General features: G+C 34.9%; 9 protein-coding genes. All 9 read left to right on the top strand.

The window, feature by feature from the left end; all coding sequences use genetic code 11:
* Positions 1 to 20: 20 nt before the first annotated feature.
* The 9 genes from AC1DY0_RS16425 (at position 21) to AC1DY0_RS16385 (ending at position 14,760) form a co-directional block, all read left to right on the top strand.
* The gene (locus tag AC1DY0_RS16425; RefSeq protein ID WP_477189670.1) at positions 21 to 3,140 is read left to right on the top strand and encodes a SusC/RagA family TonB-linked outer membrane protein; all 3,120 of its coding nucleotides are present in this window, start codon (positions 21 to 23) and stop codon (positions 3,138 to 3,140) included.
* 14 nt (positions 3,141 to 3,154) lie between these two features.
* On the top strand, positions 3,155 to 4,678 hold the full coding sequence (locus tag AC1DY0_RS16420) for a RagB/SusD family nutrient uptake outer membrane protein (RefSeq protein WP_477189669.1): 1,524 nt from the start codon (positions 3,155 to 3,157) through the stop codon (positions 4,676 to 4,678).
* Positions 4,679 to 4,698: 20 nt separating this feature from the next.
* Positions 4,699 to 5,568, top strand: a complete 870-nt coding sequence (locus tag AC1DY0_RS16415; protein ID WP_477189668.1) for a hypothetical protein — start codon at positions 4,699 to 4,701, stop codon at positions 5,566 to 5,568.
* A 128-nt stretch (positions 5,569 to 5,696) separates the two neighbouring features.
* Entirely contained in the window at positions 5,697 to 6,761 is a 1,065-nt protein-coding gene (locus AC1DY0_RS16410; RefSeq protein ID WP_477189667.1) for a glycoside hydrolase family 16 protein, read from the top strand.
* Between the two features lie 131 nt (positions 6,762 to 6,892).
* Entirely contained in the window at positions 6,893 to 7,738 is an 846-nt protein-coding gene (locus AC1DY0_RS16405) for an endonuclease/exonuclease/phosphatase family protein (protein WP_477189666.1), read from the top strand.
* Positions 7,739 to 7,741: 3 nt separating this feature from the next.
* Positions 7,742 to 9,205, top strand: coding sequence for a glycoside hydrolase family 30 protein (locus AC1DY0_RS16400; protein ID WP_477189665.1), 1,464 nt, complete (start codon positions 7,742 to 7,744; stop codon positions 9,203 to 9,205).
* Between the two features lie 41 nt (positions 9,206 to 9,246).
* The gene (locus AC1DY0_RS16395) at positions 9,247 to 10,704 is read left to right on the top strand and encodes a glycoside hydrolase family 30 protein (RefSeq protein WP_477189664.1); all 1,458 of its coding nucleotides are present in this window, start codon (positions 9,247 to 9,249) and stop codon (positions 10,702 to 10,704) included.
* A 218-nt stretch (positions 10,705 to 10,922) separates the two neighbouring features.
* Positions 10,923 to 12,845 carry a cellulase family glycosylhydrolase gene (locus AC1DY0_RS16390; protein WP_477189663.1) on the top strand — a complete coding sequence of 641 codons (1,923 nt, stop codon included), beginning with the start codon at positions 10,923 to 10,925 and terminating at the stop codon, positions 12,843 to 12,845.
* A gap of 175 nt (positions 12,846 to 13,020) precedes the next feature.
* Entirely contained in the window at positions 13,021 to 14,760 is a 1,740-nt protein-coding gene (locus tag AC1DY0_RS16385; RefSeq protein ID WP_477189662.1) for a cellulase family glycosylhydrolase, read from the top strand.
* Positions 14,761 to 14,769: the final 9 nt, after the last annotated feature.

Genomic DNA, 14,769 nt, shown 5'->3' with positions numbered 1-14,769 from the left:
TAACCAAAATAATCAGAAAAATGAAATTATTAAAAACATTTATTTTTTGTATTTCGTCAATCTTATTCTCAGTTTATGGGCATGCACAGGAAGCTTCCATAAGCGGAAAAATAATTGATGAAAAAGGTTTGCCAATTCCAGGGGCAACCATTGTATTAAAGGGGACATCGTCATCAGTTGCGACAGACTTTGATGGTAAGTTTCAAATTAAGGCTCCAAAAGATGGAATTTTGACAATCAGTTTTATAGGGTATAAAACGGTTCAGGAGTCTATTGGTGGGCGTACAGATTTTCAAGTAAAAATGTATTCTGCAACACAAGACTTAAATGAGGTTGTAGTTGTAGGGTATGGTACCCAAAAAAGATCTAATGTAACGGGTTCCATATCTAGTCTTAAAGCGAAAGCTTTGACAGATAACCCAAACACAGGTATTGGACAAGTTTTACAAGGAAGGGTTTCGGGGGTTACTGTTATTGCTAATTCTGGAGAACCTGGTGCGGCATCAACAATTAGAGTTAGGGGAATAACTACTTTTAATAGTGACAAAGGAGGGAATAATCCTCTTTGGGTTGTTGATGGTGTTATTGTTGATAATGGAGGTATTGGTTCAATCAATCAATCGGATATTGAATCTCTTGAGGTTCTTAAAGATGCAGCTTCATTGGCAATTTATGGTTCTCGTTCTGCTTCAGGTGTTGTTTTAATCACAACGAAGAAAGGGAAACAGGGCAAAATTAATGTATCTTATACTGGTTTTGCTGGTGCTTTTTCTCCAGCAAAAAAATTAGACTTATTGAATGCAACTCAGTATGCAACAATTATGAATGAGAAATCTGTTGCAGGTGGAGGAGGTTTAATCTACCAAAACCCAGCTGCTTTGGGAACAGGAACGGATTGGCAATCTACTATTTTCAATAAAGGTTCTGTGCGTACTTCTCATGAGATCAGTTTTAGTGGAGGAAATGAAGTTTCAAGCTTTTATAGTTCTATTGGTTATCAAGATCAAGAGGGAATTGTTGCAACGGATATTTCAAATTACAAAAAATTGAATATGCGCTTGAACTCTACTCATAAAATATCAAAAATCTTTACAATTGGAGAATCTGTTGGTTATGCTCATGATAAATCTCAAGGAATTGGTAATACGAATAGTGAGTTTGGAGGGCCATTGAGTTCTGCTATCAATTTAGATCCAACAACTCCAGCAGTAGTTACAGATCCAGCAGTAGCTAATACTTCACCATATAGTACTAATCCTGTAGTAAGAGATGCCAATGGTAATCCTTATGGAATTTCAAGTGTAGTTGGGCAAGAAATAACGAATCCTTTAGCTTACATCCAAACTAGATTGGGGAATTATAAATGGTCTGATAATTTGCTTGGGAATGCCTATGTGCAAATTAAGCCTATTAATGATTTGGTGTTTAAAGCTTCATTTGGTGGTAAATTGTCTACTTGGGGAGAAGAAACTTTTACTCCAAAAGCGTTCTTGAATTCTAATAATAACGTAACAGAGAATAGTTTATACCGTACAAACAATAGAAGTTTTGGTTGGAATGTAGAAAATACTCTTACCTATACAAAACAGTTGAATGACCATAACTTTGTTGTATTATTAGGACAAGGTGTATATGAAGATAATAATACCATAGGTACTACAGTAACTTATCAAGGATTGCCGGTAAACAATTTTCAAGATGCATCTTTTAACTGGGATATTCCAGCAAGTAAAAAAACTGGATCGGCCTATTCAAATGATCCTCACCGTGTAGTATCATATTTTGCTCGTATGAATTATAATTATAAAGAAAAATATTTACTTACAGGAGTAATTCGTCGTGACGGCTCTACTAATTTTGGGGGAAACAACAAGTATGGTAATTTTCCTTCTGTATCAGGAGGTTGGGTAGTGTCTAAAGAAGAATTTTGGAAAGACAATTCAATTGTTAATAACTTGAAACTACGTGCAAACTATGGGATAAATGGTAGTGATGCTATTGAATCAAATAGATATGATTCTAATATTATTGGAGGTAGTAATTATAATATAGGTAATCCAGGTAGTATTGTTTCTGGTTATGGTCCAGATTCACCAGCAAATCCTGACTTGAAATGGGAGTCGACAGCGTCTGCTGATATAGGATTTGATGCTACAATGTTTAATGATTTTAATTTGAGTTTAAGTCTTTATAATAAAAAGACTTCGGATATATTGCAAGTAGTTGAGATTCCAGGATACGTAGGAGCAATAAAAAACCCTGTTGGGAATGTTGCTGATATGGTAAACAAAGGGATTGAATTAGAATTGGGATACCATCATAAATTTGGAGAATTTAATTTTTCTGCAAATGGGAACGTGTCCTATCTTGAAAATGAAGTCACTTTCCTAGGTAATGGAAAAGCTTTTATATCAAATGGAACTGCTACTTTTCAATCAATGGGTGATATTACAAGAACTGCTGTTGGACAAGCTTACAATTCATTCTACGGGTATCAAACAGCAGGTATTTTCCAGACACAGGAAGAAGTAAATGCATATACAGGTTCAGCTGGAACTCCAATTCAACCAGGAGCTAAACCAGGGGATTTCCGTTGGGTAGATAATAATCATGATGGTAAAATAAATGATGATGATAAAACTTTTCTTGGAAATTCTTTGCCAGCTTATAATTATGGTTTAACACTTAATCTGGATTATAAAGGGTTTGATTTTCAAGTGTTTTTTCAAGGAGCTTCGAAGTATAAGATTTTCCAAGGACTACGTCGTTTAGATGTAGGAAATGCAAATTATCAAACAGATGCTTTAGGACGTTGGACAGGAGAAGGAACATCTAATGATTATCCTCGATTAACTATCAGTGATACTAATGGGAATTTTGAAAAATCCTCTGATTTCTATTTAGAAAATGGTGATTATGTACGTCTAAAATTAATGACTTTAGGATATTCATTGCCACAAAATGCGATTAGTAAAATTGGAGCTACAAAAATAAGAATGTATGTTACGGGTCAAAACTTATTGACTTTTACGAAATACACAGGATATGACCCAGAAATTGGTGGTGATATTTCTGGTGTTGACAAAGGACTTTATCCTCAAGCTAAAGGTTTCATCTTTGGTGCTAATTTACAGTTTTAATAAAAAATATAATTATGAAAATAAATAGAAATAAGTATATATTAATTGCTACTGCAATTGTACTTACAATGGTTTCCTGTTCTGATGACTTTTTGAATGTAGATAAATCAGGGAGTGTATCTGTAGACGATTACTATAAAACTCCAGAGGATGCTTATGCAGCCCTTGTTAGCGCGTATGATCCTATCAGAAAAAATTCTGGAGGTTTTGAAAATTATATAACGATGTTGAATGCTGGTTCTGATGATCATTATGCAGGAGGTGGATCAGCTACAGATGGTGCAGGAATACAAGCTTTCTCTAAATATACTTTGGATGCAAATACTATTCCTGGTAGTTTTTGGAGTGTTCCATACCAAGGCGTTTTTAATGTCAATATCTTGCTAGTAAAATTACCAAGTATTCCTATGGATGAAGCTGTAAAATCAAGATATAATTCGGAATTGAAAGGATTACGTGCGTACTATTATTTTGATTTGGTGAGAATGTTTGGAAACGTACCGTTGATATTAACTCCTCTTACTACTTCAGAGATTTATTCAGTTGTTCAAGCTCCACCATCAGATGTTTATGCTCAAATTGAGAAAGATTTGACTGAAGCTATTCCACATTTACCAATAACAATTCCTGCTGCAGAGGCTGGTCGTTTGTCAAAAGGTGCTGCCACAGCTTTATTAGGCAAAGTATTATTGTATGAGAAAAAATATACTGAAGCTGCTGCCCAGTTAGCATTAGTTAACGGACCTACACCAGGTGCTACTAGTCCATATGGCTATAAATTATTAGCAAAATTCAGTGACTTATGGGTTGTAAGTAATAAATACAATACTGAGTCTATCCTAGAAATTTCACACACAAGTGAAGGAAATTCGGACTGGGGATTTTGGGGATCTGGAAGAGATGAAGGAAATACTGTGAATGTAATGGTAGGGCCTAGAGGATATAACAGAATGACAGGAGCACCAGATTTACCTTCTGGATGGAGTTTTAATCCAGTTACGGTCGATTTGTATAATCTTATTAAAACAGACCCTCGTTTTAACGCTACTGTTTTTGATGTACTACCTTATGAAGCTGAAGCTCAGGCGCAAGATCCTCCAACTCATGCTTACATTGCAGGATATCAGGATACAGGTTATTTTCTAAATAAATTTTTACCAAGACAGTCAGATGTAACAACAGGTACTGGAGCTCAGCCTTTAAATTACAAACAAGACACTTATGCAATTCGTTTGGCTGATACTTACTTGATGGAGGCAGAAGCTTTAGGAGGAACTGGAGCTAGAGCTCAAGCACTTTTAGATGCAGTAAGAACTAGAGTAGGATTGCCGTCTGTGCCTGTTTCACAAGCAGCAATTATGAATGAAAGAAGATTGGAATTAGCAGGTGAGGGTCACCGTTGGTATGATTTGGTTAGAACAGGTAAAGCTGCTTCAGTACTTGCTAGTAGAGGATTTATCGCTGGAAAAAATGAAATTTTCCCAATTCCTTTTGGTGAATTAAAAAATACAAAATTGGTTCAAAATCCTAATTATTAATATTTTAAAAAAAACATATTATGAATATAAAAATAGTTTTAAATAGATGTATTTATTTAATGTTGGCTATTATAACATTAAGTTCATTAGGAAGTTGTCAATCTGAAGATATCGTAGATAATGGATTGTCGGATGAAAATGTAGATCCTGCATTTACAATACAACCTGTAGAGGGTTCAGCTAATAGATTTACATTGGTTGCTCAAACAAAAGACGCATTGGGTTCAAAATGGGATTTAGGTGATGGTGCAGGAATGTATATTGGTAAAATGACTGAAAGCATTTTTCTTCCTGATGTGGGTACTTATGTCATTACTCATGGTGCTATTGGAAGAGGGGGTATCGTTAATACTACTACTCAAAATATTGTTATAGCTACACCAGATCCAGTGGCTGGAAATCTTCTTAAAGGAGGTAAACTAGCAGACGCAGCAGATTGGGAACAATGGACAATAGCAAATCCTGCTTCGAATGCCAGTCTCGTTTTTGCAAATGGATATGCTCTCTTAACTGCAAGTGGATGGGCCGGACAAGGAATGTATCAAGCTGTTAATGTTGTAGCAGGTAAAAAATACGTGATTGATATGGTTACTTCATCTACAACAGGCTGTAGTAATACTTGGTTTGAAGTGTATTGTGGCTACTCAGTTCCAGTACCAGGGACAGACTATTCCGAAGGTGGGAAATTGAGAGCCTTAAGTACATGGGATGGCTGTGCAACTGCCCCTTTTTCTGGTAAGATTTCAGTTGTTGGCTGTAAACCAGAAAATAATTTAGGAATATTCACAGCTACAAAAACAGGAGTTGCCTATTTAGTAATCCGAGGTGGAGGAGAAGACATGAAGGCTGGTATCAAAATTCAAAATATAGAAATGAGACCATCATTGTAAATGATTTTTCTCATGAAAAATAAGTTAAGCTTAAGTTAGGTTTGAGTTGGTAGAATGGCCCATTCTCTATTGATTATGGGCCATTTTTAAAAAAATGACACAATAAGTTTGTATTTAAAAAAACATAAATGAAAAAATATCTCTCCAGAATTAATTTATTGATTGTACTGAATTACTTTTTTTTAATTTCCTGTAGTGGGTCAAATTCAGAAGAGCCTGTCGTAAATCAAGCACCTACAAATCTAAAAGTTTCTTCTGAAATAGTTGGGACAAATGCTCAAAATCCAAATGGAGACGGAAGTGGTATCGTAAATTTTAAATTATCGGCAACAAATGCAACATCATATAAAATAGTCCTTGGTAATGGAGAGACAAAAGAATTGACAAATGGAAGCTTTTCATACACCTATACTACATCGGGTTCTAATACTTATGTGATATATGTGTCTGCTTATAATGCGGGTCAATTTGTTAGCAAAACACTCTCAATTACTGTTTTGGTTCAGCCAAAATTAATATGGTCTGATGAATTTAATACAAATGGTGCCCCAGATGCTTCCAAATGGACTTTCCAAATTTGGGATCCGGGTTATGTTAACAACGAACTACAATCTTATACCAATCGCCCAGAAAACACAGTAGTTGAAGGTGGTGTTTTGAAAATAAAAGCGATCAGGGAAAAATATGGAAAAGGAGACTTCACTTCTGGTAGATTAGAATCCAATGGAAAATTTGAGTTTACTTATGGCAAAATAGTAATCAGGGCAAAAGTGCCTACTGGAGTTGGGACATGGCCTGCAGTATGGATGCTGGGTAGTAATATTGGTACTGTTGGATGGCCTGCATGTGGCGAAGTAGATATTTTAGAATCTGTTGGAAAAGAGTTGAATGTTAATCATTCATCATTGCATTCTCCTGGACGTTCAGGAAGTACTCCAGATACAGGAACTATAAACGTGCCTAATGACAATACTGAATTTCATATTTATACAGCAGATTGGACAGCAAGTTATATAAAGTTTTATGTGGATGACAAATTGTATTACAGTTTTGTAAATAACTCCACTTTCCCTTTCAATAAGAAGTTTTACTTGATTATCAATTTTGCAATGGGTGGTAATTGGGGAGGCCCCGTAGATCCAAATTTTACTTCCTCAACTTTGGAGGTGGATTATATTAGAGTATATAATTAAAATGTTTTGGTTAAGTTAAGTAGTTTGAGTTTGGTCTTCATTAGCGGCTTCTATTTTTATCAAGTTGGATAGAAGCTCTAATGAAGAATTAACTGGTATTTTGACTTATAGAAACCAATAAAAAAGAAAAAATGAATCTTTTCAAAAAAACAGCAATTTCAATCATTTTTATTCTGATGGGTATTTTGTCCAAGGCCCAAACCTTAAAAGTGATGACTTACAATATCCGACTAGATATCGAATCGGATGGGGAAAACGACTGGACACACAGAAAAGATTTTTTTAATGCACAGATTCAATTTTACGCTCCCGATTTTTTTGGGGTTCAAGAAGCAAAACCCAATCAAGTATTGGATATTGCAACTGCACTTCCTCAATACAATTATGTAGGGATTGGAAGAGACGGAATAGGAAAAGGAGAGTCATCGAATATTTTCTATGCCAAAGAAAAATTTAAGGTAATGGAATCAAATACCTTTTGGTTGTCAACAACACCCGAAACTGTTTCAAAAGGCTGGGATGCTGCCTACAACAGAGTTTGTACTTATGCACTTTTGAAGAATAAGCAAAATAATAAGTTGATTTGGGTTTTTAATACCCATTTGGATCATTTAGGTGAAGAGGCAAGAACAAAAGGATTGGAGCTGATACTTTCAAGAATAGAAAAATTAAATAGCAGTAAATATTCAGTTATTTTGATGGGTGATTTTAATTCAGAACCTGAAACCGACCGGATAATTGCATTAAAAAATAAAATGAATGACGCCAGAACAATTTCGAAAGAAAAACCTTTTGGTCCTTATGGAACTTTTAACAATTTTAAATATAATGAGGCATCAACACATTTGATCGATTACATTTTTTTATCAAAAGGCAACTCCATTACAGTTAATAAATATGCTGTTTTATCAGATGCCAAAGATTTGAAATACCCATCGGATCATTTCCCTGTTTTTATCGAAATTAATTACAAATAAATAATGAAAAAAATACATCAATTAGCAAAGCTATTTTTCTTAATCGCTTTTTCATCCATACACATCAGTTGTTCATCCTCCAATGAGGGAGGGGATTCACCAACTCCAACTCCAACTCCAACACCTCCCGTTGTAAAAAATGAAGTTGATTTTTGGTTAACAAAAGGAGATCAAAAAGCGCTTTTAAAAAAACAAACGGGCATTTTGGCTTTTGGAAATGGAGTGAATATTTATCCAAACATAGAAGTTGATGAAACTCAAACTTATCAAACCGTTGATGGTTTTGGATTTACATTGACTGGTGGAAGTGCACAAGTAATCAATCAATTGACCACCCAAAAAAAGAAAGACTTATTACAAGAATTGTTTGGTTCTGGAGATACTTCAGTTGGGTTGAGTTACCTGAGAATTAGTATTGGAGCTTCTGATTTGAACGCTATTCCATTTACTTATAATGATATGCCTACAGGACAAACAGACATTAACTTAACCAACTTTAGCTTGACTCCTGATATGGGTGATGTTATTCCATTATTGAAAGAAATTTTGGCAATTAATCCTAAGATCAAGATAATGGGTTCTCCTTGGTCTGCGCCAGTTTGGATGAAAGATAATGATAATTTTATGGGAGGAAGTTTGCAACCTCAGTATTATGAGGCTTATGCACAATATTTTGTAAAATATATTCAAAAAATGAAAGCTGAAGGAATTGTAATCGATGCAATTACTCCTCAAAACGAACCTTTGCACGGGGGTAATAATCCGAGTATGGTGATGACTGCATTGCAACAAGCTGATTTTATAAAAAATAATTTAGGGCCTGCATTTAAAACGGCTAATATTACTACAAAAATCATTACTTACGATCATAATTGTGATAATCCCCAATATCCAATTACTATCCTAAAAGATGCTGCAGCTTACCCTTTTGTAACTGGTTCTGCTTTTCATTTGTATGGTGGAGATATTAGTGCGCTTTCTACAGTTCATAATGTTTATCCTGATAAAGATGTTTATTTTACGGAACAGTATACTTCATCTACTGGGGCATTTGATGGTGATTTAAGATGGCAATTTAAAAATGTAATCATTGGTTCAATGCGTAATTGGAGTAAAAATGCTTTGCAATGGAATCTTGCCAATGATGGTTCTTTTGGACCACATACTGATGGAGGATGCACAACTTGTAAAGGAGCGATAACGGTAAGCAGCACGGAATCAGTGGTCCGAAATGTTGGTTATTATGTAGCGGCGCATGCATCCAAATTTATTCCGGCAGGTTCAATTAGAATTTCAAGTAATATAAGTGGTAGTCTACATAATGTAGCTTTCAAAACTCCGGCAGGAAAAAAAGTTTTGTTAGTTGTAAATGATAGTGATACTGCTGCATTATTCAATATTAAATATAAAGGAAAATGGATTACTACCTCTTTAGATGCTGGAGCAGTAGGAACCTATACTTGGTAATGTTACAACCAAAAAAAGAAGAAACCACCATACTATAGATTATGAAAAAAATAACCACCACAGCATTAGTACTCGCCAGCTTTTTTGTTTTTGGACAACAAAAGAATAAATCACAAGCACATCCTTTTTCAACGAAAGGAAAAACAGTTGCGGTGTACACGACTGCTGAAAGTACTAATTTGAGATTGTCGAAAACAGATAATCTTACATTTTCAGAACTGTTACAACCAAACGAAAGACAGATTTGTGTTTTTGTTAATCCAGATAAAACTTTTCAGTCTTTTCTAGGAATTGGAGGAGCAATAACAGACGCCAGTGCCGAAGTTTTTGCAAAATTGTCCAATGAAAAACAGCAAGAATTATTGGATGCTTATTATAACAAAGAAAAAGGAATTGGATATACTTTGATGCGTACCACAATTCACAGTTCCGATTTTAGTTCGGCGAGTTATACGTATATAGATGAAGGTGATAAGGCATTGAAAACCTTTACTATTGAACATGATAGACAATTTAAAATCCCTTTGATAAAGAAAGCGACAGCAACAGCGGGTGGAAAAATTACACTTTTTGCCAGTCCATGGAGTCCTCCATCTTTTATGAAAAGTAATAAAGACATGTTGAAAGGCGGAACATTATTACCTGAGTTTTTTCAACCTTGGGCAACTTATTATACCAAGTTTGTAAAAGCATATGAGAAAGAAGGAATTCCAATTTGGGGAATCAGTGTGGAGAACGAACCAATGGCAGTACAAACCTGGGAATCTTGTGTATATACTGCTGAAGCAGAAAGAGATTTCTTGAAAAATTATCTTGGACCAACTATGAAAAAAGAAGGGTTGGGAGATAAAAAAATTATTGTTTGGGATCACAATCGTGATTTGATGGTACAAAGAGCCAATGTTATTTTCTCTGATCCTGAAGCTTCTAAATATGCTTGGGGAATGGGATTCCATTGGTATGAAACTTGGGCTGGTGGAGATCCGATGTTTGATAATGTAGCTAGAGTTCATGAGGCATACCCTGATAAAAATTTAATGTTTACTGAAGGTTGCGTAGAGAAGTTTGAGGCCAAAAATTATCAATTGTGGACTAATGGTGAGCGTTATGGAACTTCTATGATTCATGATTTTAATAACGGAACTGTGGGGTGGACGGATTGGAATATTCTTTTGGATGAAAATGGAGGGCCTAATCATGTGGGGAATTTTTGTCTTGCACCGATTCATGCTGATACCAAAACGGGAGAGTTAATTTATACTCCTTCGTATTATTATATAGGACATTTTTCAAAATTTATTCGTCCCGAAGCTAAAAGAGTTAGCACTGCTGTAAGTAGAAGCAGCTTGTTGAGCACTTCTTTTTTGAATAAAGATGGGAAAATGGTAACTGTTGTTATGAACCAAAGTGATGCTACGGTAATATATAATTTGTGTGTAGGAACTCAAGCTACCGAGATTACTATTTTACCCAATGCAATTCAGACTTTGGTGTATTAAGTTATTAGATTAATCTTTTGTCAATTTAAGTATAAAACTAATTACAAAGTACAACCTAAAAGGTCAATAAAACCTTTTAGGATCGCTCCTTAAAATGATTTTCATTAACACTAATTATTTTTATTATTGGATTAACTGATGTCTGGTGAAAAAGTGATTTTTTTTTGATATAAATTCTGGTGTATAATCTCTATCTAATATTAACTAACCAAAAAATCATGAAGAACAATAAACCAAAAAACATAAGAACCAAAAAACTTAAACTTCAACAAAGTATTATTAGCATGATGCTCTTATTTCTTTGTTTGCAAGTAAACTCCCAGAGGTTAACTGTTTCAAATACAGGAGCCAAAATACTTAAGGACGGAAACCCTATAACCTTAAGAGGTGTAAATTTTGGGAATTGGCTTGTTTGGGAGGGATATATGATGAATATTGAACCTGGAGGTAGTGTAAGAGAAAAATCACCTACTCAAATTAGAGGATTATTTAAAGATTTATTTGGAAATGATGAAGGGAAAACGGTAAGTTTTGAAAATAATTGGAGAAATTCATATATTACAAATAGTGATTTTGCTCAAGCAAAAGCACTAGGCTATAATGTTATTAGAATCCCTTTTGCATACAATATGTTTTGGAATCAAAATACAGGAACTCTTACAAATGATGGGTTCATTTGGCTAGATAAAGCTGTAACTTGGGCCAAAAATAATAATATTCACGTAATACTTTGTTTGCATACAGCCCCAGGCTATCAAAGTACGAGCTACACTTGTGACAATCCAAACGGAGGAACACCTAATTTTTGGAACAACTGGAATAATGTTAACATAGCTGCGAGTATTTGGAATCATGTAGCTAATCACTATAAAAATTTTGTTGGTAATGAATGGATTGCGGGTTATGATTTGCTTAACGAACCTCTTTTGGACAATGGAAATGGTCAAAAAAGTAACTTAATGGCTTCTTATAAAGTAATGACTGCAAGAATTAGAGAGGTCGATTCAAATCATCTCATTTTTGCACAAGGAAATTATTATGGTAGTGATTTTTATGACATGTTGCAACGATGGGACTCTAATCTAGTATTCGAAAATCACTATTATGGACCTCAAGGTCAGTCAGATCCTAACCCTGATTTGAATTTAATAAAAGGACAAGGTGCAGCATTGAATATTCCAGTATGGACAGGAGAATTCGGAGAGAATACATTGGATTGGATTCGTGATGCTAGAATTGATTATGATGCAGCCAACGTTGGATGGGCATTTTGGGCTTGGAAAAGGCAATACACAGATCGATCTATTTACTCCTTTCCAGGTACCCCAAAATGGGATGCACTTTGTAATTATTTAAAATTTGGAAGTGCCAAACCTAGTATAGCTGATGCTGTAACGGCAACTAATGAAATTTGTAACGCATCCTTATTATCCAATTGTAGTTTGGTAAGTTCGTTACAAGACAGGCTCAGACCTATTGCACCTATTGGAAGCGTTATATCACTCCAGAATAGTGGTAAATATGTTTCATCAAACAATAGTGTAGGAGTGGTAACTGCAGATAGAACTACAGCTCAAGGTTGGGAGAAATTTACTGTTGTTAATGCGGGAGACAATAAAATTGCATTGAAAGACAGCAACGGAAAATTTTTTAATTCACAAAACGGAATTTCACCTATTACGTCCAACAGTACTGCTGTGAATGGATGGGAATCATTCGAGTGGATTAATATTGGACAACAAATAGCTTTAAAAGGATTCAATGGAAAATTTATTAGTTCAGAAGGCGGAGCTGTTTCAGGGATGAATTGTAATAGAGAAATTGTATCTGGTTGGGAATCTTTTAATTGGAATTCAGCTACTGCGAAATTTTCGATTGAAAAGAGTCAAATAAAAGATAGTGAGTTTGCTGTTTATCCAAATCCGGTTTCTGATAAATTGAATTTTAGCGTTCCAGGAGGTTTTACCAAATACACTGCTCAAATTTTTGATATTACAGGAAAACAATATTCAATGGCAAGAATCGACTCAAATGAAGCAACAAATTCATTAGATACTAATAATTTGCCTGATGGAGTTTATATTTTACGCTTGGACAATAACCTCGAAGTTAAATCTGCTATCGTAATTAAGAAAAATTGATAAAAAGATTTTAAATAATAATTTTTAGTCGTTCTCAACAATATGATGCTGCTGTTTTTTGGTTTATTAATATTTTATCATAAAGACTATAATGAACATATAAAGCGTAAAATCCTAAGTAGAGACAATAGATTTTTATTTAAAATTAGATAATATAAATGATAAACTTTTTATTATGAAAAAAAAATTTTCATTACTTATTCCTTTGCTTCTTTCTGTTTGTAGTTGCTATTCACAAGGCTTTTTGCATAGAGATGGGCAAAAAATAGTCGATGGAAACGGTAAAAATATCGTTTTGCGTGGTTTGGGTGTTGGAGGCTGGATGGTTCAGGAAGGTTACATGATTCAAACGGGTGCTTTTGCCGGACCTCAATATAAAATCAAACAAAAAATTACAGATTTAATTGGTGCAAAGGGTACCGAAGAATTCTATAAAGCATACAAAGCAAACGGAATCACAAAGAGAGATATTGACTCTCTGGCGGCATGGGGATTTAATTCCATTCGATTGCCGATGCATTATAATTTATACACACCAGCGATTGAAACCGAAAAAGACGGTCAAATTACTTGGCTTGAGGAAGGTTTTAAAATGACAGATGATTTATTAAACTGGTGTGCTGCCAATAAAATATACTTAATTCTTGACTTGCATGCTACTCCCGGAGGCCAAGGGAAAGATGCTGCAATATCCGACTATGATGATTCAAAACCATCGCTTTGGGAGAGTGCTGCAAATCAGGACAAAATGGTTGCGCTTTGGGAAAAATTAGCGCAACGCTATAAAGACAGTCCATGGATTGGAGGGTATGATATTATCAATGAACCCAATTGGAATTTCGCGGGAACGAATCAGAATGGTTGCGATGAAACTTTAAATGCTCCTTTAAAAGCCTTGCAGGTCAGACTTACAAAAGCAATACGAGCAATTGATTCTCATCACATGATTATCATTGAAGGGAATTGTTGGGGTAATAATTACAATGGGATGTTCCCGCTTTGGGATGAGAATATGGCTATGAGTTTTCATAAATACTGGAATCAAAATGACACGGCATCCATCCAAACGATGTTGAATTACAGAACTCAAAATAATGTGCCGATTTGGTTAGGTGAAAGTGGTGAGAACTCTAATGTGTGGTTTGAGGAAGCCATCTCATTGATGGAATCCAATAATATTGGTTGGGCTTTTTGGCCAATGAAAAAAATTGAAAATTTAGCTGGTGTTACTTCGGTAACAAAAGCACCGAACTACGATAAATTATTGGATTATTGGAAAAATGGAGGGGAAAAACCCAATTCTGATTTTGCCAAAAAAGTATTGTTGCAAACAGCCGAGAACTATAAAATGGAGCACCTGACCATCAGATACGATGTGATTGATGCAATGTTCAGACAAGTGCAGACCAACGATACCAAAAAGTATAAAAATCATGTGGCTCCAGGAAAAGTGTTTGCAACCGAATTTGATTTGGGACAAAACGGTTTTGCTTACTCCGATAAGGACGTGGCAAATTATGATGGAACTAAATTTACCCAATGGAATAAAGGAGGCAAAATGAGAAATGATGGTGTTGATATTGTGGCCTGTACGGATAAAATAACCAACGGTTTTCAGGTTTCCTTTATTGAAGAGGGAGAATGGTTACAATTTACAATCGATGCAAAAAAACAAAGTGCTTTTGATGTTGGAGTTCGATATTCGAGCGAAAAAGCTGGAGGGAAATTGTATCTGGAACAAGATGGAAAGAAAATTTCGGAAATAACGGAACTTCCTGTTACTGGAGGTGAAACAGTTTGGAAAACAATTGTGCTAAAAAATGTAGCTTTTAAACAAGGAATGAATAAAATTCGTGTTCATTTTGAAGAAGGAAATTTTAACCTTAATTTTTTAGAGTTTAAAATAGCTAAATAAAATTTAAAA

It is taken from the genome of Flavobacterium sp. P1_E4, assembly GCF_056405915.1.
This window is presented reverse-complemented; position numbering and strand designations above follow the sequence as displayed.

Excerpts from the sequence above, each read along its gene's own strand:
- AC1DY0_RS16425 (WP_477189670.1), top strand. The coding sequence starts at position 21 with ATGAAATTATTAAAAACATTTATTTTTTGTATTTCGTCAATCTTATTC.
- AC1DY0_RS16420 (WP_477189669.1), top strand. The coding sequence starts at position 3,155 with ATGAAAATAAATAGAAATAAGTATATATTAATTGCTACTGCAATTGTA.
- AC1DY0_RS16415 (WP_477189668.1), top strand. The coding sequence starts at position 4,699 with ATGAATATAAAAATAGTTTTAAATAGATGTATTTATTTAATGTTGGCT.
- AC1DY0_RS16410 (WP_477189667.1), top strand. The coding sequence starts at position 5,697 with ATGAAAAAATATCTCTCCAGAATTAATTTATTGATTGTACTGAATTAC.
- AC1DY0_RS16405 (WP_477189666.1), top strand. The coding sequence starts at position 6,893 with ATGAATCTTTTCAAAAAAACAGCAATTTCAATCATTTTTATTCTGATG.
- AC1DY0_RS16400 (WP_477189665.1), top strand. The coding sequence starts at position 7,742 with ATGAAAAAAATACATCAATTAGCAAAGCTATTTTTCTTAATCGCTTTT.
- AC1DY0_RS16395 (WP_477189664.1), top strand. The coding sequence starts at position 9,247 with ATGAAAAAAATAACCACCACAGCATTAGTACTCGCCAGCTTTTTTGTT.
- AC1DY0_RS16390 (WP_477189663.1), top strand. The coding sequence starts at position 10,923 with ATGAAGAACAATAAACCAAAAAACATAAGAACCAAAAAACTTAAACTT.
- AC1DY0_RS16385 (WP_477189662.1), top strand. The coding sequence starts at position 13,021 with ATGAAAAAAAAATTTTCATTACTTATTCCTTTGCTTCTTTCTGTTTGT.